Genomic DNA, 17,946 nt, shown 5'->3' on the forward strand with positions numbered 1-17,946 from the left:
CGTCTTTCCCTATCGAATCAAAACCGTATTTCGGAACCGCACCGATTCACGCCGAATCCAAAAGCGGGTGCGACGACCGAACTGCCGAAACGGTTTCCAGCACGTCCTCGTTTGCTTCTTCCTCGGGGACGACCGGCTCCATCCCGTCGAACACTTCGTGAACGATTGCGACCCCGTCCGAAAGCGTATCCAGACCGTAGCCGCCTTCTAAAATGAATCCGAGCGCGGCATCGACTTCGTCCGCGACTGCACGAACGCGCGCCGTGAGCATGCCGTATCCCTCGGTCGAGACGCGCATCCGCGAAATCGGGTCGTGGCGGTGGGCGTCGAATCCCGCGCTCACCAGCAGTAGGTCGGGGTCGAACGTCGTAATCGTGGGTGCGACCAGTTCGTCGAACGTCGTTCTGTATTCCGGGTCGCCCGACCCTGCTGGGAGTGGGGCGTTGAGGGTCGTTCCTTCCCCGTCTCCTTCGCCAACCTCTTCGATTTCGCCCGTCCCGGGATACAGTCCCTCCTCGTGAATCGAGGCGTAAAAGACGTTTTCGTCGTCGTAGAAAATGTCCTGTGTCCCGTTTCCGTGGTGAACGTCCCAGTCGAAGATGGCCACTCGTTCCGCCTCGCCCCTGTCGATGACCGACTGGGCCGCGACCGCGGCGTTGTTGAAGAAACAAAAACCCATGGCGTCGTCGCCGACCGCGTGGTGCCCCGGCGGTCGGCCAAGCGCGAACGGCGTATTCCGTCCGTCGTCGCCCGCCAACGCTCGCTTTGCCGACCAGCACGACAGGCCGGAACTCTGTAGCGCGGCGTCCCACGTTGCTTCCACTGCGACGGTGTCGGGGTCCCAGTTTCCGCCACCGTTCGCACAGAACTCACGGAACTCGGTGACGTAGTCCACGTCGTGAACTGCGGTTACCTCGGATTCCGTCGCTGGTGCGGGGTCGATATACTCGACACCGTGTTTTCGCGTGAGTGCCTGTCGAATCGCCCGCAGGCGGTCGGGTGTTTCTGGATGGCGCTTCCCGGTGTCGTGAGCTAAACAAGCCTCGCTGTAGCCGAATTTCATTCGAACAGCCTGAAGTAAGTCTCGATGTCCTCGGCCTTAACCGTTCGCCGGTCGGCGTGATGCGCGAGAATCGACGCGGCGGACGCGACGTTGTTCGCGTAATCTTCGAGAATGTCGGCCAACGCGACGCGCGCACCCATTGCGACACGGTAATCGTTGTCAATGTCGAGGCGCGCGATTCGGTCAACCGGGGCAACTGGCAGGGTGAGGTCGTCCTTGTCGATGACCTGTTGAACGCCGAAATCCTCCGCCATCAGCGTTTTTCGTCCATCCTTCGTCGCCTCCTTCGCCGCGTCCGTCGCCAGATCTGCGCCGTGTGTCTGAATCCGACGGGCGAGTTCTTCTGCCGCCCCCGCACTGACGCGGAGGGAACCCGCGTTTCGTCGGATTATCGTATCGACCGGCGCAAACGGAAGCTCAACGCTCATAATCCAACAGCGGGAGTGTGTCGTCCTTAATCTTTCCCTACAGCCGTTCGCGGCAAACTGGACGGGTACGATAACACGGGCAAAGTGGCACGAGTTGAACGGCGAATCTGCCAGCACGAATAAGAGCGATGACGTTGAACCATCGGCTACAATGAGCGACGACAACCCACGCGGACGCGACCGAACGCTGGCCAAAGAGAAAGAAGAAACCGAAGAAGCGGAAGACAAGGAAGAAGCCGAGCAAGCCCGCGAAGACGAACTCGAAGACGAAACCGAAGTCGAACACAAAGAAGCACGCGAAGACGCCGCGGCCGACGAGCAGAACGTCGATAACCACCGTGACGAAGAACCGTTCGAGAGCTGAATCGAGAACGAGAACTAAAACACGTCTTCTGCGTCGAGCGTTCCATCGCGGAGTTCTCCCCGGGCGGTAACCTCCTGCCCGAGGTGAACGTCCGCGGTCGTCTCGACGCTCACCGTTTCTTCGCCGTCGTCGAGGACGACGGGGTTCCCGTCCTGTACGACTGTGCCGGTAAATTCGATTTGTTCGCCAGCGGTGCTGTCCGTTGTTCCGTTCGTATTCGTCGCACTCGTGCTGGCAGAATCCGTTGAATCGTCATTCCCGTTTTCACTTCCGTCTTCGTCACCACCGAACGCGCCGAGTCCGGTCGTCTCGCTGTCGCTCGACTCACTCGACTCGGTCGATTCCGTCGAGGAATCGCTGTCGAGGACGGAGATTGTGGACTGCCATCCGGCGGAGGCTTCGATGTCGTCGGCCCAGCCGTCTTTCACGTCCACGTCCGCGAACTGTGCTTTGTCGCCCGGTGCGAGTTCGATGTCCGCTTTCTCGCCCCAGAGGGCGACTCGGATGTCGCCCGTCTCGTCCTGTACGCGGACGTTTTTGACCTGCCCTTCCGAGCCGTCATCGCGGTCGAAGGTTCGTTTCGGGTCGGCAGAACGGATCACGCCCGCGATGTCCACCGTGTCGCCGATTTGGAGGTCGGCGATTGGCGTGCTTTCGGGGACGTAGTCGATGTCCGCTTCGATGGTTTCGACTGCACCACGGTTGCCGACGTGGAGTTCCAGACTCCCGTTTCGCTCGCGCACGTAGCCATCGACCACCTCGACCGAGATGCCGGGCGAGAATTCTTCGGCGGTGTTCGCCTGATCGTCCCAGAGTGTGACGCGCAGTCTGCCCGTCTCGTCGCCGAGGGTCAGGTTCGCGACCTGACCCTCGGAACCGTCGTCGCGGTCGAAGGTACGGACAGCGCTGGTGTCCAACAGTTTTCCTTGCAGGTTCACGTCCGACAGGCCGAGCGAAAGGTCAGAAATCGAGTAGGTGTCCTGTACCTGTACGTCGATTTTCGTGTCCTCGTCCTGTTCGGCTTGGTCGACGCTGACCTCCGTGCCGTTGTAGCCGTCCTTCGGTCGACCCTTGATTCGGAGCACCTGCCCCGCTTCGAGTTCTTCCTTCGCGGCCTCGGCCTGTTCGTCCCAGAGCGAGATGCGAATCGACCCTGTTTCGTCCGCGACATCGACGTTCAGGACGCGGCCGTCCTCGTCGTCCCCGTCGCGGTCGAAGGTGCGAATATCGCCGACGCTGGTGACCTTGGCGATGAACTTCACTTCGTCCATGCCGGGTTCGATGTCGGCGACCCCGTTCACTTCGTCCTCGTCTAGTTCGTGGGCAATGAGCATCGCGGCGGTTTCTTCGTCCGCAAGCCCGCCCATCTGTTCTACTTTTTCCTCGACGGCGTCCCGGAACTCGTCCAGAGAGATGTCGGCGTCGAGGTCCCCGTGTACCTCGTCTATAACGCCCATAATCGTACTGTGGTGCAGGGTTGGCCGTCGCTTAAGCGTTGTCTTTGTGTCGGCAGACCGACGCCGTCCGGCGGTTGTCCGGCGGGCGGTTGTCTCGCGTTTCGACTCATGAACGACAGTGGTCGCGTCTTCTAAAATAAACCTACGCCTCGTCGGTGGTCACGACGCTGTTCGACATCGTCACGCGGTCGAACCAACTGTTCACGCTCCCTCGGTTGCCTCTCCGCTTCCGTGTCCTGCCGAGGTTACCTCCTTCGTCTCGCCTTGGCTCTCGTGGGAAACCGACACGGAACTCGGAACGCCGGAACTGAACGCGAACTCCGATTCGTATTCGATTGCGCCGAGACACTGCTGGCAGGTGCTGACGCCCTCTCCTTCCTTCTTTTTCGCGCGGATGGTGACGTTCAGCGTCCCCGACTCTCGGTCGTAGTTCACGTTCCCCAGTTTCGGGACGTAGCAGGGGTCGCTCGTGCGAATGGTTCCGGTCACGAGAACCGTGGATTCCGATTCGTTGAACTCGACGGACGCCTCTTCGGGTTTGCCGTCCGCACATCCGGCGTTGACGATTTCGACTGAGCGATTCTGGAGAGATGGGTTGGATTCTGCCGTGGTTTCCTCGCTCGTGGTTTCTTCTGTGGTCGTCTCGTCGGTCGTTTCTTCAGTCGAGGTTTCGGTCGGCGTGGATTCGTCTTCCGTATTCTCGGGTGCGCCGCCGGGCGACCCACCGTCGCTGAGACAACCGGCCAACGCGCCAACTGTCATCGCCGCGCCTGCTTGCTTGAGGATGGTTCGTCGTTGCATATCAATAGCCACCGCACCCATCCTAAAAGAACTCCCGTAGGCGAAAAGAGCGATTTGAGTTACCCGCATATTTCGGCTCACAAATATTCGAGGGACTGCGTGGCACACCCACAGTGCCCCCAGACCGTAACCCCTATTAAGGCAACCGCGAAATGAATGAATGAGTCCTGGTAGGGTAGTGGACTATCCTCTTGGCTTGCGGAGCCAGGGACCGGAGTTCAAATCTCCGTCAGGACGTTTTACGGAGTGCTATAAACGACGAGCGAAGCGAGGAGTCTGCACTCCGAAAAACTCTCGCGGAGATTTGAGCAGAAAAATTGTATGCCCGGGAGCGCAACGTAGTGAGCACCCCGGAACGATTTTACGGGTTCAAATCTCCGTCAGGACGCTCACTTTGTTCGCGACCTGACGTGCCTCACACTCACTTCGTTCGCGTGAGACTCCGTCAGGACGTTTTTCGAAAATTCAATTCCGACGAGTGAAACGAGTCGGCGCTACTTCTTTGCCTGAATCAGTACCTTCTCGTTACTGAACCCGCGAACGGTTCCTCCCTCGGCTGAAACATCGTACACGGCTTCTGCTTCCGGTTTTCGCACGAGGTCGGCCAACTTCTTCCGCGACTTCTCGTCCGAATTTGTGCGTTCGACCCACGACTCGTACTCGAGTTCTTTGCGCATGGTGACCGATTCGTCGATGGTGAATCCGGCATTGCGGAACCAATCTTGCCACTGCGCGACCGAATAGGCTTCACCGTGGGTCGGGTCGCGGAGACGCTCGAATCGGTTGTAGAAGTCGGCCAGTTCGTCGTCCTCGGGCGTGATGTTGTCCTCGAACGCGAAAACGCCGCCGGGTGCGAGGATACGAGCAACTTCGTTCACGAACGCCTGCGGATTCGGAAAGTGATGCGCCGCGATTCGGCAGGTGACGGCGTCGAAACTGCCGTCCGCGAACGGGAGGCGTTCCGCGTCGGCGACGATGCCGGGGAGGGAAAACGCCTCGGTTGCCGTTTCGACCATCGCGGGAGTTGCGTCGGCGGCGAGGACGGTTTCCGCGCTTTCCGTGAGCGCCTCGGCGGTGTGTCCCGCGCCGCAGGCGATGTCGAGCGCCCGATTCGCGCCGTCGCACCACGACACGAGGAGTTCCAAGTCCGCGCCGGACTGGTGAACGTCGCTGTCGAGATAGGCATCGGCAACGTCGCCGAAAGAGGCCGTCGTCGCCTGCTTTTGGTCGAACTCGTCCATACCGAAACTACAACTGTTGGTGGTATGATGGTTGCTGTTCGGTCAATTCTGGCCGGACGAACCTCAAGCGCGTTCTGCAACGTATGCTATGATTTCACAGGCCAAATATGCCTCCAACCGTGACACTTTTCAACCCTGCACGAGTATTTACTCGTGTATGAGTAAAATCGAAAACTACCGACTGTTCGTACAGGACTTGAAGAAGTGGGCCGTGAAGAAGGCAGCCGAGAAGTAATCCCGATATTTTTCCGCGCGACGAGGCGAACGACCAGTTCCGACTTGTATCTGTCAGTTGCTGTTCTTGCTTAGCGGCCGCTCCACCCGCGCCGCGAGGAGCAAGAATAGGCCGAACAGGCGACCCGGTTCGCGAAATCGCGCCATCTCTGTTCTCGAATCGTACTCCACGACACCTGAATCTGCCAGTTTCGGCAGGTCTACGTTCCGCAAACGTGCCATCGTCTGTTCGAGTTCCGTTTCCGTCACGTCGGCGGTCGATTTCTCGCCCCTCCACGCAGTGATTTGTAGAGCGATGTCTTCGAGTTCGGTAGCGGTGTCTGCCTCGTGGAGATAGTAGAGTACGTACCGTCGCTGTTCGTTCGCCAATAGCCGGAATATTCTATTCAGTGACCTCTCGTCAGCAACAGTTCCCTGCAACATCGCCTCTCTGGAATACGTGACGGGCATGAATAATCATTGTGGTGTGTTACCATTGACCAATCCAAAGCGACTTTCGGGGTCGTCCGGAACGTTTCGTATGGACGATTTCCTCCGGGCGGGACTGGCGATTTTCAACGCAGGTGAGTTTCACGCCGCCCACGACGCGTGGGAAGACCAGTGGTTGACCCTCGACCACGACACCGAAGACGAGCGATTTCTGCACGGCCTCATCCAGTTCACCGCCGTCGTGTACCACGCACAGCATGCGAACTGGGGCGGGATTCGCGGATTGGCCGAAAGTTCCGTCTCCTACCTCGACGGACTTCCCGCGGACTACCGCGGCGTCAACGTCGGCGCTGTTCGCTCGTATCTCGACGCAGTTCGTCACGACCCCGAACACGTCGAACGAGTTGCACCGCCGCGACTGACTCACGAGGGCGTCGTTCTCTTCCCCGGCAACCTCGATTTCGACGCTTCAACAGTTGCCGCGCTCGTTCTCGCCGACGAGTTCGGTTACGACGAATGGGTAGTCGAGAACGGTATCGAGTTCGCGCGCGCGGACTTGGAATCTGGCGACGAGGGAAGTTCGTTCATCACCCTCGTCATGGATTTCGTGCGAGACGCCGAGAATCGGGGACTCATCTTCCAGCGGCTCCAGGGGCACGTCGAAAAGCGGGATGCTCGTGAACGCGACGTTGACGGCCTGTTCGAGTGATTCTCTGCGTTGTAGGTTTTAGAGTGAGTATCGACTTTTTGCTTTTAGATGATTGCTCGTACTTCTGTGCCGCTAGATAGTCCCGACTCCACTCAGACCGCAACCGCACCGCGACCAGTCACATGCCTCCCCAACCGGTTGCGCGCTTCACTTCGTTCCAGTGCCTGCGGGCCACGGCCGCAGGTCAGCAAGACGCAAAGCGTCTTGTAAGCCTCATCCCTCGCGCGAACCCGTGCAGGCCCTCGGACGACATGTCCTCGGGTCTGTCGGCGCACGTGCTAGAGCGGTTGCGTCAATTCACGAAAATTAAATTTGCCATGTGGCGCGCTGGCGTGAGCCGAGGGCAGTCCGCCCGGAGGCTCATCGCTGGAAGCGCGCGAGGTCTTCGTGAGCGACGAAGGAGCGAGCGAACGGCTCGTCAGAACTCGTTTCTGACGGTGGGCGACCAAAACGAGCGAAAGCGAGTGCGGGAGTCGGTTGGGGAGGTGTATGGCCTGCGGTTGCGGTGGCGGTCTGAGTGGAGCCGTGACTATTCAACGTGTCCACACCATCACCCTGCATCGCGCTGAACTAGTGGTAAAAATTCACATCGAGACGACCACGAAAAGCTAAACGAAAACGAAGCAAGCCCCAAAGAACTGCTAGTCGAAGTGGGCGGAGTTGTCCTGCGGGTCGTATCCAAACACCTCGCGCGCTCGGTCGATGGAGTAGTATTTCCGGTCGTTGTCGGAGATGCCGTAGATGATTTCGTAGTCGTAGTCGGCCTGCAGACAGCAGTCGAAGAGGTGGGCGCAGTCGCGGTAGGAAAGCCACATCGCCTGCCCGCGCTCGTAATCTTTCGGCGGGTGCCCTTCAGTGAGGTTACCGATTCGAACGTTGGCTACGCTCAGGTCGAACTCGTCGTGGTAGTAGCGGCCGAGGACTTCGCCCGTTGCCTTGCTCACGCCGTAGAGGTTGCTGGGCCGAGGGAATTCCGTCCCATCGAGTCGGAACTCGTCGTGGGGTCGGTAGAGATCGGGTGTTCGATCGTCGGTTTCGTAGTTGCCAACGGCGTGGTTCGAGGAGGCGAAGATAAATTTCTCGACGCTTTCCGAATCGACTGCGGCCTGCAAGATGTTGTGCGTTCCGTCGATGTTGTTGCTCAGGACGCTGTTCCACGGTGCCTCGGGACGGGGGTCACCCGCGAGATGGATGATTGCGCCCGCGCCATCAACGGCCTCGTAGACGGCGTCGTAGTCGGTGATGTCCGCGACGAAAAAGTCGTTCGACGATTCATCTGCCGGTGGTTCTCGGTCGAGGAGTCGCCAGTCGTATTTCGATTCGAGGCCGCTCAGAATCGCCGACCCGACGCGACCCTCAGCACCCGTGAGAAGAACGGGGTCGTCCATTCAGTCGGCTAGAGGCACAACGGTGATAAGAACCATGCGGTTTCGCTCACGTCAACGCAATTCCAAAAATGGGTTCTGTCTGAACTCAGGCCAGCACGCGCCGAAGAACCTTGTCGCGGGCCAGCATGACGCCTGCGATGAGTGCAACGGCACCCATGACGCCGAGCCAGATTGCAGTGATACTGTCGCCCGACGCGGCGGTCTGAAGGCCGTCGTACTCCGCGAGCAGGCCGAGAGCCGTCAGCAGTACAGAGCCGAGGGCGTACAGTAAGACCGCGCCGATTTCAACGAGTGGTTCGTACATGCACCTCTGTGGGAACGTGAGGTAAAAGAGCGTTTCGTTGGTTCCCGGCGGAACGTTTTTCTGGGATTACCTCGGAAATCGACAGTATGGGACGATACGGAGATTTGGATTATCCGAAACTGACGAAGCGAGGGTTCTTCCTCGGCGTCGCATTGCTCACAATCGGTGCGCTCGGCGAAATCGTCGGAACCGCATTTTATGGCCCGCTTCCCGCATGGGAGAACGCACTGTTCACCGACCTCGAAATCATCGGCATCCTGCTCGCACTGCTCTCGCCGTTCGTGTTCGGAATGTTCCTCCCGCTGACGGAATAGCGAGAACGACGAACGGATAGAAAGACAAACCGATAGAAAAACGACCGGAGAAAAGACGATCAAATAGAACGCAGTTACGCGAGACGCGAGAACGCGAGATTGCCGCGGACGCTCTCAACGTAAATTTGGACGACGTCTCCTTCCTGTGCACCCGGAACGAAAATCGTGTATTTGCCGCGTTCCGCGACACCGTCGCCTTTGCGGCCGGTGCCGGTGATTTTGACTTCGTAGGTTCGGCCTTCTTCCACCGCATCCTGCTGGTGGGTTCGACTGGACGTGCTTCGTTTCGTGACGGGGCGGAACGCACCACAGGCGTCACAGCGAAGCATGAGGTTGCGGTCTTCGCGAACGAGGCGGGTGTCCGGCAGGCCACATTCGGAACAAGTGACGAACTCCTCTACGTACTCGTCCAGCGCGGCGTCGAAGTCGGATTCGGTGAACGACCCGCTGTAGCGGGCCTGTCCGTCCTCGAACTTCCCGCTGGTACCGAGTTCGCGCTGGAGCGCGCTGTGAACGTGTTCTGCGTCACGGGAAAGGGAGTCCGCGATGTCGCCGAGGTTCGTCAGTCGTGTGAACGACCCGTCTTTCTGTACCGCCGGGTTCGGGAAACTAAACCGCTCGTCACTCGTTTCGAGGTCTGGAACCGCGTCCATGCCTCTGTCGAGGGCTGAATCGTAATCCATACTCGTGCCAGGTTTTGGACGCATAAAGGTTCTCCGTGTTCCATGTCATCACGAACTTTAACCCCCGAATCCCACAGACGATTCATGGAACCGACCACGCGAGATTCGGCCTGTTTCGAGGCGGGGATCAAATTCGGCGCGCTGTACCACCAGTTCGCCGGAACGCCCGTCAGTCCCGACAGCGCGGCTAGTCTCGAAACCGCAATCGAGGAAAGCATCGAAAACCAGCCCTTCTGCGAATCGGTCGAAGTCGAGATTTTGACCGACAAACTCGTCGAGGAAATCGACCACGGTTATACCGAGTTGACTGGAAAGTTCTTGGAAGTCGAAATCGTCGTGGAACAGGAGGGAACTGAGGTTGTGACGAGAATGGCAATGGAAGACGGCTATCCGCTGATGAAAGTCGAGTCGGTGAAGGAGAAATGATCCGGCGGTAAGCGTCGGCACTGCAAATTACTCTGTTTCGTCCAGCGTGAACGAACCGAGGTCGATTTCTCCTGACTGTTCGTATCGAAGCATCTGCACTCCCGTACTAGAGGTTTCCGCCGTCTGTAGTTCGAGGGCCGCAGGAATCGTCCCCTCCCCGAACAATCGTTTGCCGTCTCCCACGACCACGGGGAATACCCAGAGCCAGAACTCGTCGATGAGTTGGTGCGGGAGCAGCGACTGAATCAAGTTTTGGCTCCCCTGCATCACAATCGTATCTTCTCGGTCGTTTTTGAGGTCAGCGACAGCCTCCGCAATATCGCCCGTCAGGAGCGACGAGTTTTCCCATTCTACACGGTCGAGGGTGCGGGAGGCGACGTACTTGGGCATGCTGTTCAGTTTTTCTGCCGTGGGGTCGCCATCAACGTTGGGCCAGTGTGCAGAGAAAATCTCGTACGTTTTCCGTCCGAGTAGCAGTGCGTCACTCTCCGTCATCTGGTCGTCCATGACCTGTCCCATCTGCTCGTCCCAGTAGTTTACCGACCAGCCACCTTGTTCGAAGCCACCGTCGCGGTCTTCTTCGGGGCCGCCCGGTGCTTGCATCACTCCATCGAGCGTCAAGAATGCCCCTGCAACGAGTTTTCCAGTTGTTTCCTCTGCGTTCGTTTCGCTCATCGTCACACTCAGATCACCGAGTTCGATAAAGACCGCTCTGGCTCATCACGTTGCTACTCATCTACTGACAGTAACCTTTGTATTTATCACGACGTCATTTGGCGGGATTTCGGTGAGAAACATTTTCAGACCAAACGAGCAACCCGACAGCAAGCGACGAGTGGAACGAGGAGCGATAGGCCAGCCAACTTCCCGCCGAACCCCAGCAGTTCTACCGCGAGCGAGGAACACCGTGACGAGCGAGCGGACTCGGCGCGGACTGAAAGGAGCACCGAGGTTTTGGTCCAGATTTTGCAGCGCGGCAAGGCCGCTTGACCGTGGTATGTGGTGGCTTTTCACTTTCACTTTTGGGTTATCTTTTAAATGTGATCCTCTCGAATCGACTGCCATGAGCCAAGCTTCGTTCGAGGACGAACTGTTCGGTGAAGCGGCGAACGAAATGCGCGAGGACGTCGAAGAGCACCTCGCCGCCGCACGCGAGGAACTGCCACCAGTCGAAGCCGTCTGGGAAACCGAGGCGGAAAACACGCTCGGGGCGCTCAACGCGCTTCGCTCCGCGCTGGATGTCGGGGATGCGGAAGACCACCTGCACGACGCGAAGAAGTGGTACGCGATGGGCAAACGCGCCGACGCCTTCGAAGATGCGGACGATTTGGAGGCCGAAATCGAGACGCTAGACTCGGCCATTTCGGACATCGAGGACGCCCGCGAGCAAGTCGGCGAACTGGCGAGTACGGTTCCGAGTTTGAAAGGCGCACTCGAAGACCTGCACGCGATGGACGACGGCGACGAATCCGAGGACGAGGCTGAAGCGGACGCGGAGGATGCAGAAGCCGAAGAAGAGGAAGAAGAAACCGAGGAATAGAAAATCGCTACCGGTGTTTGGGCCGCCGAACGTTCCGCGACGCCACCGCCGAGAGCAGTTTCACTAGCGATTGCACCGCCAGTTCGAGCAGTTCTTCCCCTCGTTCTTCGCTCCCTTCCGTCGGGTCGCCGACAACGCCGTTTTCCGTGAACTCCGCGCTGTCGTAGGCGAGATTCGTGTAGGACACCCATTCGCCCCACCCGTCGCTCGCGCCTTCTCTAGCTAGTTCGATTCTGTCCTCGTGGACGAGTTCACCGCGAGTGTGGCGCAAAAACGCGGTTTCCAGTGGCCCGGCGTGACCCATGTCGCTTCGATGGTCGCCGACCGCCTCGAACCACGTGAACGGAACCGCGTAGGCCTCGTCGTGGCGCGTGATTTTCCCGGCGACTTCGCGGAGCGCGGCGACGTTCCCGCCGTGACCGTTGACGATGACGACGCGATTCCAACCGTGTTCCGCGAGGCTCGCAACCGTCTCGCGGACGTACCGCCGGAAGGTTTCCTCGGTGACCCAGAGCGTCCCCGTGAACTGCCGATGCTCTTCGCTCACGCCAACTGGAACCGGCGGGGCGACGACGACGTCGCCGTCGTATGCCTCGGCAGTCGCGTCCGCGACTGCTTCGGCGTTGAGCCAGTCGGTTCCGAGTGGTGCGTGCGGGCCGTGCTGTTCCGTGCTTCCGACGGGAAGAAGCGCGAGGTTCGTCTCGATTTCGTCCGCGTCTGTCCACGTCGCACGAGAGAGATTCATATCCCATTCATGCCGGGGAATGCTCTTGTACCCGCCGGACGTCAGTCGGTGAATTTCATAATCGTTCACAACTGTCGCCGACCTAGCCAGAAGTTCTTACTGCCTCTCCGGTGTGGCTCCTCCATGGCCGACGAAGACCGCGAAATGGGTGTGGAATTGGGCGAACTGGCCGACAAACTCGACGAACACGACTATCCCGCGTCGTCGGACGACCTCGTAGAGGAGTACGGCGACTACGAAATCGAATATTCGAACGGTTCCGAGCGATTCGAGGAGGTAATCGGGCCGCTCAACGAAACCTACGAGTCGGCGGATGGCGTCCGACAGTCGATACTCAATATGGCCGACAGCGAGGCAGTCGGCCGTCAGCGATACTCCGACCGGGGCGGCACCGAACAGTCGTCGCCGGAGGACGACCCCGACCAAGAATCGTTCTGATCCTATCGCGGGAGAAAATACGTCGTTTCTCATATTTGGTTCGATAGGGAGTCATTACTCCAGTGGTAGGCCGTTGTTACCACCGTTCACGGAATCGAACGAAGTTGAACGGACGACTGCCTTATTCCTCGCAGTCTCGCACGGGACGACACCTGATGAAAGGTGAGTACAGACTTGCAGGTTTCCACCGGAACTCGCAACCGAAGCCATGACAGGTGAACGCCCAACCGCCGAGACGGTGTCGTCCCTCCTCGGCGACCACGAACTCGTCGTCGCCTCGAACCGCCAACCGTACAGCCACGAACGCGAGGACGGGGAAATCGTCGTCAACCGTCCTGCTGGTGGCCTCACGTCCGCACTCGACCCCGTCGTGCAATCCGCCGGGGGAACGTGGGTCGCGTGGGCGAGCGGCGATGCAGACCACGACGTGACCGACGAAGACGGGCGAGTCGGCGTCCCGCCGGAAGATCCGGCTTACGACCTGCGACGCGTGTCGCTCTCCGACGAGCAGGTCGAAGGCTACTACTACGGCTACAGCAACCAAGTTCTCTGGCCGATTTGCCACATCGACACGTCGAAGATGAACGCCCGCGCTGATTTCTGGGGGCACTACCGCGACGCGAACCGAGCCTTCGCGGACGCCATCGCGGACGAAGCGAGCGACGACTCCCTCGTCTGGCTACAGGATTACCACCTCGCACTGGCTCCGCGGATGATACGCGAAACCAACCCCGACGTGTTCTGCATGCAGTTCTGGCACATCACGTGGCCGTCGTGGGATGCCTTCCAGACGTGTCCACAGTACGCGGAACTGCTAGACGGACTGCTCGCGAACGACCTCGTCGGCTTTCACACCGACCAGTACTGCCAGAACTTCCTCGACTGTGCCGCAATGCTTCCCGACGCCCGGGTTGACCGGGCAACCCGAAGCGTCGTCTATAAGGGACGGCGGACGTTCGTCCGGCCGTTCCCGCTCGGTATCGACGCCACGCACCGGCGGCAACTCGCACTGTCGAGCGCCGACACCGGATTCTGGAACGAGTTCCGCGACGAACACGACATCGGCGACACCGTCGCGCTCGGCGTCGAGCGACTCGATTACACGAAAGGGATTCCTGAGCGACTGGCGGCGCTCGAACAGTTCTGGGAGACGCGCCCCGAGTGGCAAGGAGAACTCACCTACGTCCAGAAGGCGAGCGAAAGCCGAACCCAGATTCCGGAGTATCAAGCGATACAGGACTTCGTGGAGTCGGAAATCGAGCGCATCAACACCCGATTCGGAACGAACGACTGGACGCCAATCGTCTATCTCAACGAGTATCTCTCGAAAGACGGTCTCGCAACCCTGTATCGCGAGGCCGACCTCGGCATCGTCAGTCCGCGACGGGACGGGATGAACCTCGTGGCGAAGGAGTTCGTCGCCTCGCAGGTTGACGACCCCGGCGTTCTCCTCTTGAGCGAACTGACCGGCGCGCACGAGGAACTCGGCGACGAGTCGATTTCGGTGCATCCACACGATACGCCGGGATTCGCGGACGCAATCGAGACTGCCCTGACGCTTCCCGAAACCGAGCGAGCGCGTCGGATGAACGACCTCGAACGGCTGGTTCACTCAAACGACGTATATGCGTGGATGACGAAACAATTCAGAACGGTCGAATCGATTCAGCGCGGCCGCGACGTTGCGAAACAATCCATCAAACGACAATGACTACCGAGGTTCCGGAACCGCTCCGAACGAATCTGTACGTGCTGGTGAACCGACTCCGAGATACGGACGGACTGCTCGCGCTGTTCGATTTCGACGGGTCGCTCGCACCCATCGAACAGCGACCGGAGGACGTGGAACTTCCGCCAACGACTCGCACGGCACTCGAAGCACTCCGCGGAACGGAGAACGTGGAAGTTGGTGTCGTCAGCGGTCGCGGCCTCGACGACCTTCGGGAACGAGTCGGCATCGACGGCGTCTCTTACGCTGGCAACCACGGATTGGAACTGTACATCGACGACGAGCGGAACGTCCATCCAGTCGCCGAAGATTCGAAGAAACAAATTGCCGCCCTCTGCGACGACCTCGAAGACGAACTCGCGCCCGTTGACGGCGCATTCGTGGAGAACAAAGGCGTCACGGCGTCGGTTCACTACCGACTCGTCGCGGACGAAGAGGGAGTCGCGACTGTTCGCGAGGCTGTCGAGAATACGGTGCAGGGGACGGACGACATTCGTATCACATCCGGCAAAGCGGTGGTGGAGATGCGGCCCGACGTAGAGTGGCACAAGGGACGAGCGCTTCGATGGCTGTACGACCACCACGTTCCGGACGACGAGACGTGGCTTCCTCTCTACGTCGGCGACGACCGAACCGACGAGGATGCGTTCGAAACGTTGCCGAAATCCGGACTCGGTATCAAAGTCGGTCGGCAACCGCCAACTGTAGCGAGCTATCGAGTCGCCGACCCGTCGTCAGTGCAGACGATTCTAGCGTGGTTGGTGGAGTACGGCGTCGGATTTCTCGGAATGGAGTCGCTTTCGAACGGAACTCGGAACTGACGAAACCGCGCGTTTCCCGTCTCGAAAGCAACCACAGAAGCTATCGAACTGTCTGAACGGTCACGCTGGTTTATTCTTCGTTTGCGAGTAGCACGCGGCAGACCATGGACACTGACGACAACGAATCCCGACAGTCGGACGAACGGACCGAAGAGGAGACAGAAACCGAACAGCGAGAGGGACAGACAAACCAAGATGAGCGACGAACGGAGCGCGAAGAACGAGAATCCGGTTCCGAGAAACGGCCGAAACACGAAGAGTCGGGGGCGCCGGAATCTCGTACACCGCGTCCCCCGGAGCCGGAAGAACGGAATCTCCCGAAACCGGAAAAACGGCACCCTCCGGAACCGGAAGGACGCCCACCAGAGGGTGCGCCAGAACATCCTTCTCCGGAGGAGCCTCCCCGCCAGTCTTCCCCGCCGTCGCGCCCACCCCGTCACCAACGAACGGCCGAGAAATCGGAATCGTACAGCGGTCGATACGGAAGCAGGGTGCGCGAACGCGAAGCGGAAACGAAATCGAACGAGGTCGAGGAAAAATCGGAGGAGCCTCGTTCGCGCCGGGACGAAGAGCAGCAAAATCAACACGGGTCGGAACCGACCGAAGTGAAAAAGTACGGCGGGCCGCGCGACTCGAACTGGAAACGACGACGGCGGTTACAGAAAGCCGAACGCCGAGGAAACGAACGGACGATGGACGTCGCGTTCGGCAAACAGCGGGCTGGACGACCGAAGAAACGGTATCAACGCGGTCGGAGAAATCAACGCTAAAACGAGCAGCGGTAAACCGTCAGTCGTCGGCGTCGGTGCGGGCGGTTCTGCGGGCGGCGCGTTCGATGAACTCCTCGGGGAGTTCGTCGATTTCACCGGCCTGAACGCCCCAGAGGTGGGCGTAGAGGCCGTCCTTTTGGAGGAGTTCGTCGTGCGGGCCGCGTTCGACGATTTTCCCGCCTTCGAGGACGACGATTTTCTCCGCGTCCTTGATGGTCGAAAGACGATGAGCGATGGCGAACGTGGTGCGGTCTTCCGTGAGTTTGTCGAGACTGCGCTGGATGAGCATCTCCGTCTCGGTGTCCACGTCGCTGGTCGCCTCGTCCAAGATGAGGATTTCCGGGTCTTTCAGGATTGCACGGGCAATCGAAATCCGCTGGCGCTGGCCGCCCGAAAGTTTGACTCCGCGTTCACCAACTTTAGTGTCGTATCCCTCGGGAAGATTGGTGATGAAATCGTGGGCCTCCGCGGCCTTCGCGGCCTCTTCGATTTCCTCATCGCTCGCGTCGAAAGTACCGTATTCGATGTTCTCTTTCACCGTCCCGTAAAACAGGAAGGTGTTCTGGCTGACGTAGCCGATGTTCTGGCGAATGCTCGGGAGACTCACGTCGCGGATGTCGGTGCCGTCGATTCGAATCGCACCATCGTCCACGTCGTACATTCGAAGCAGGAGCTTCAGGACGGTCGATTTTCCGGCTCCGGTCGGGCCGACCAGTGCGAGAGTGTCGCCGCCTTCGACGGTGAACGAAACGTCCTCCACGATAGTTTCCTCGTCGTAGCCGAAGGTCACGTCGTCGTAGACGACCTCGCCGTCGCGGACGACGAGGTCTTCGGCATCCGGTTCTTCGCGGATTCGACTCGGTTCGTCCATCAGGCCGAAGATGCGGGCGCTGGACGCGTACGCGCGTTGGTACATGTTGATGATGGAACCGAACTGCGCCATCGGCCAGATGAACCGCTGGGTAAGGAGCATGAAGGTGATGAACTGTCCCGCTTCGAGGTCGCCCGTGAAGAACCACGGCCCTTCGCCGTTGAACACCCACAGACCGCCGACGATGAACGTCAGTGCGAAACCGAGTCCGGAGAGAATCTGGAGGGCTGGGAAGAACTTGATTCGCGTAACGATGGCGTCCCAGTTTGCACCGAAATAGTCGTGTGACACGTCGTCCACGCGGTCGGATTCGAACGACTCCGTGTTGCTCGTTTTGATGACCTGAATACCGCCGAGGTTGTTTTCCAGTCGGGAGTTCACCTTCCCGACGGAAGAGCGCACGTCGGCATATTTCGGTTGAATAATCTGGATGAACTTGTACGTGAACAGTGCGATGAGGGGCACTGGAACCAGTGCAACGAGCGCGAGTTGCCAGTTGATCGTGAGCAGGACTGCCGCGATAGCGACGACCATCACGCCGAGACGGAATGCGGAGTTCATCCCGTCGTTCAAAAAGCGCTCCAATCGGTTCACGTCGTTCGAGAGGATGGACATCATCTCCCCGGTCTGTTTGTCCGAGAAGAACTCCATGTCCAATCTCTGCATCTTGTCGTAAGTGTCGGTACGAACCGAGTGCTGAATGTTCTGGGCGAACGAGTTCCATCCCCAGTTTCGTGCCCAGTGGAACGCCGCACCGACGCCGAACGCGACGGCGACCACGCCGACGGAGAACCAGAATTGTCCTCTTGGTGCCCCCGGCGTGATTTGTGCGGAGAAAGCGTCCGAGAGAAACGGAACTGATGCGGCGAGTGCTTCCGCATACGGAACTTCTTCTCGAAATAATGCGTCGAGCGCAACGCCGAGAATTATCGGGGGGAGGAGATTGAGAATCCGAGCAAAGAGGCTCGATACGACCCCGACGACGAAGGCGAACCGATTTTCGCCCCCGTATTCGAAGAACAGACGCCGCATCGGATTGTCGGCGTTTTCCCGTTGTTCTTCGAACGGGTCGTCTTCGTCTGTGTGTATGCTCATGATACTCATAAATGGGACACCGGATTGATAAGAGTTTCCTACGAACCGAAACACTGCTTCGGAGAAGAACGAAATCCCGCTTTCGACTGTGTGACT

The 17,946-nt window shown here is 59.2% G+C and carries 21 protein-coding genes and 1 tRNA gene; 10 read left to right on the top strand and 12 right to left on the bottom strand.

The annotated features are described in order from the left end of the window. Positions 1–46 precede the first annotated feature (46 nt). Both BW974_RS01105 and BW974_RS01110 read right to left on the bottom strand, forming a co-directional pair. Positions 47–1,063: a histone deacetylase family protein gene (locus BW974_RS01105; protein WP_076427239.1), complete on the bottom strand. Its 1,017-nt coding sequence runs from the start codon at positions 1,061–1,063 to the stop codon at positions 47–49. Beyond that, on the bottom strand, positions 1,060–1,491 hold the full coding sequence (locus BW974_RS01110; protein ID WP_076427241.1) for a histone: 432 nt from the start codon (positions 1,489–1,491) through the stop codon (positions 1,060–1,062). The genes BW974_RS01105 and BW974_RS01110 overlap by 4 nt, the downstream gene beginning before the upstream one ends. Before the next feature lie 151 nt (positions 1,492–1,642). On the opposite strand from BW974_RS01110, the gene BW974_RS01115 reads away from it, so the two are divergent. Continuing rightward, positions 1,643–1,855 carry a hypothetical protein gene (locus tag BW974_RS01115; RefSeq protein ID WP_076427244.1) on the top strand — a complete coding sequence of 71 codons (213 nt, stop codon included), beginning with the start codon at positions 1,643–1,645 and terminating at the stop codon, positions 1,853–1,855. Between the two features lie 14 nt (positions 1,856–1,869). On the opposite strand, the gene BW974_RS01120 is transcribed toward BW974_RS01115, so the two are convergent. Together BW974_RS01120 and BW974_RS01125 are read right to left on the bottom strand one after the other, a co-directional pair. Beyond that, positions 1,870–3,312 carry a single-stranded DNA binding protein gene (locus BW974_RS01120; protein WP_076427247.1) on the bottom strand — a complete coding sequence of 481 codons (1,443 nt, stop codon included), beginning with the start codon at positions 3,310–3,312 and terminating at the stop codon, positions 1,870–1,872. A gap of 201 nt (positions 3,313–3,513) precedes the next feature. Further along, the gene (locus tag BW974_RS01125) at positions 3,514–4,113 is read right to left on the bottom strand and encodes a hypothetical protein (RefSeq protein WP_076427249.1); all 600 of its coding nucleotides are present in this window, start codon (positions 4,111–4,113) and stop codon (positions 3,514–3,516) included. Between the two features lie 164 nt (positions 4,114–4,277). Between BW974_RS01125 and BW974_RS01130 the strand changes: the two genes are divergently transcribed. Beyond that, positions 4,278–4,350, top strand: a tRNA-Arg gene (locus BW974_RS01130). Positions 4,351–4,607: 257 nt separating this feature from the next. Here BW974_RS01130 and BW974_RS01135 read toward each other — a convergent pair. Together BW974_RS01135 and BW974_RS01140 are read right to left on the bottom strand one after the other, a co-directional pair. After that, a complete protein-coding gene (locus BW974_RS01135; RefSeq protein ID WP_076427251.1) occupies positions 4,608–5,354 on the bottom strand; it encodes a class I SAM-dependent methyltransferase in 747 nt (248 codons plus the stop codon). Positions 5,355–5,642: 288 nt separating this feature from the next. Continuing rightward, positions 5,643–6,038 (bottom strand): DUF7344 domain-containing protein, encoded by a 396-nt coding sequence (locus BW974_RS01140; protein WP_076427253.1) that lies wholly within the window; start codon positions 6,036–6,038, stop codon positions 5,643–5,645. A gap of 70 nt (positions 6,039–6,108) precedes the next feature. Here BW974_RS01140 and BW974_RS01145 point away from each other — a divergent pair, with 70 nt between their 5' ends. Continuing rightward, a complete protein-coding gene (locus BW974_RS01145; RefSeq protein WP_076427255.1) occupies positions 6,109–6,726 on the top strand; it encodes a DUF309 domain-containing protein in 618 nt (205 codons plus the stop codon). 641 nt (positions 6,727–7,367) lie between these two features. On the opposite strand, the gene azf is transcribed toward BW974_RS01145, so the two are convergent. Both azf and BW974_RS01155 read right to left on the bottom strand, forming a co-directional pair. Next, on the bottom strand, positions 7,368–8,114 hold the full coding sequence (azf, locus tag BW974_RS01150) for an NAD-dependent glucose-6-phosphate dehydrogenase Azf (RefSeq protein ID WP_076427257.1): 747 nt from the start codon (positions 8,112–8,114) through the stop codon (positions 7,368–7,370). A gap of 85 nt (positions 8,115–8,199) precedes the next feature. After that, entirely contained in the window at positions 8,200–8,418 is a 219-nt protein-coding gene (locus tag BW974_RS01155; RefSeq protein ID WP_076427259.1) for a DUF8151 family protein, read from the bottom strand. 86 nt (positions 8,419–8,504) lie between these two features. Here BW974_RS01155 and BW974_RS01160 point away from each other — a divergent pair, with 86 nt between their 5' ends. Further along, positions 8,505–8,732 (top strand): DUF7860 family protein, encoded by a 228-nt coding sequence (locus BW974_RS01160; protein ID WP_076427261.1) that lies wholly within the window; start codon positions 8,505–8,507, stop codon positions 8,730–8,732. Between the two features lie 74 nt (positions 8,733–8,806). Here the strand turns inward: BW974_RS01160 and BW974_RS01165 are convergent, their stop codons facing one another. Then, positions 8,807–9,415, bottom strand: coding sequence for a translation initiation factor IF-2 subunit beta (locus tag BW974_RS01165; RefSeq protein ID WP_049971694.1), 609 nt, complete (start codon positions 9,413–9,415; stop codon positions 8,807–8,809). 84 nt (positions 9,416–9,499) lie between these two features. Between BW974_RS01165 and BW974_RS01170 the strand changes: the two genes are divergently transcribed. Beyond that, a complete protein-coding gene (locus BW974_RS01170; protein ID WP_076427263.1) occupies positions 9,500–9,841 on the top strand; it encodes a dihydroneopterin aldolase family protein in 342 nt (113 codons plus the stop codon). A 27-nt stretch (positions 9,842–9,868) separates the two neighbouring features. Here the strand turns inward: BW974_RS01170 and BW974_RS01175 are convergent, their stop codons facing one another. Then, a complete protein-coding gene (locus tag BW974_RS01175; protein ID WP_076427265.1) occupies positions 9,869–10,516 on the bottom strand; it encodes a dihydrofolate reductase family protein in 648 nt (215 codons plus the stop codon). A gap of 388 nt (positions 10,517–10,904) precedes the next feature. Here BW974_RS01175 and BW974_RS01180 point away from each other — a divergent pair, with 388 nt between their 5' ends. After that, complete coding sequence (locus BW974_RS01180) at positions 10,905–11,381, top strand: DUF5790 family protein (RefSeq protein WP_076427267.1); 477 nt, start codon at positions 10,905–10,907, stop codon at positions 11,379–11,381. Between the two features lie 7 nt (positions 11,382–11,388). Here BW974_RS01180 and BW974_RS01185 read toward each other — a convergent pair whose 3' ends face one another. After that, positions 11,389–12,126 carry a creatininase family protein gene (locus BW974_RS01185; RefSeq protein WP_076430177.1) on the bottom strand — a complete coding sequence of 246 codons (738 nt, stop codon included), beginning with the start codon at positions 12,124–12,126 and terminating at the stop codon, positions 11,389–11,391. A 123-nt stretch (positions 12,127–12,249) separates the two neighbouring features. On the opposite strand from BW974_RS01185, the gene BW974_RS01190 reads away from it, so the two are divergent. From BW974_RS01190 to BW974_RS01205, 4 genes are all read left to right on the top strand, one after another. Further along, positions 12,250–12,564 (top strand): DUF5789 family protein, encoded by a 315-nt coding sequence (locus BW974_RS01190; RefSeq protein WP_076427269.1) that lies wholly within the window; start codon positions 12,250–12,252, stop codon positions 12,562–12,564. Between the two features lie 208 nt (positions 12,565–12,772). Then, on the top strand, positions 12,773–14,275 hold the full coding sequence (locus tag BW974_RS01195) for an alpha,alpha-trehalose-phosphate synthase (UDP-forming) (RefSeq protein ID WP_076427271.1): 1,503 nt from the start codon (positions 12,773–12,775) through the stop codon (positions 14,273–14,275). After that, entirely contained in the window at positions 14,272–15,114 is an 843-nt protein-coding gene (gene otsB / locus BW974_RS01200) for a trehalose-phosphatase (RefSeq protein ID WP_076427273.1), read from the top strand. The genes BW974_RS01195 and otsB overlap by 4 nt, the downstream gene beginning before the upstream one ends. Positions 15,115–15,218: 104 nt before the next feature. After that, positions 15,219–15,884, top strand: a complete 666-nt coding sequence (locus tag BW974_RS01205; protein ID WP_076427275.1) for a hypothetical protein — start codon at positions 15,219–15,221, stop codon at positions 15,882–15,884. Positions 15,885–15,903: 19 nt separating this feature from the next. Here BW974_RS01205 and BW974_RS01210 read toward each other — a convergent pair whose 3' ends face one another. Then, positions 15,904–17,850, bottom strand: a complete 1,947-nt coding sequence (locus tag BW974_RS01210) for an ABC transporter ATP-binding protein (RefSeq protein ID WP_076427277.1) — start codon at positions 17,848–17,850, stop codon at positions 15,904–15,906. Positions 17,851–17,946 lie beyond the last annotated feature (96 nt).

The sequence above is a fragment of the Haladaptatus litoreus genome, from assembly GCF_900156425.1.
Classification (GTDB): domain Archaea; phylum Halobacteriota; class Halobacteria; order Halobacteriales; family Haladaptataceae; genus Haladaptatus; species Haladaptatus litoreus.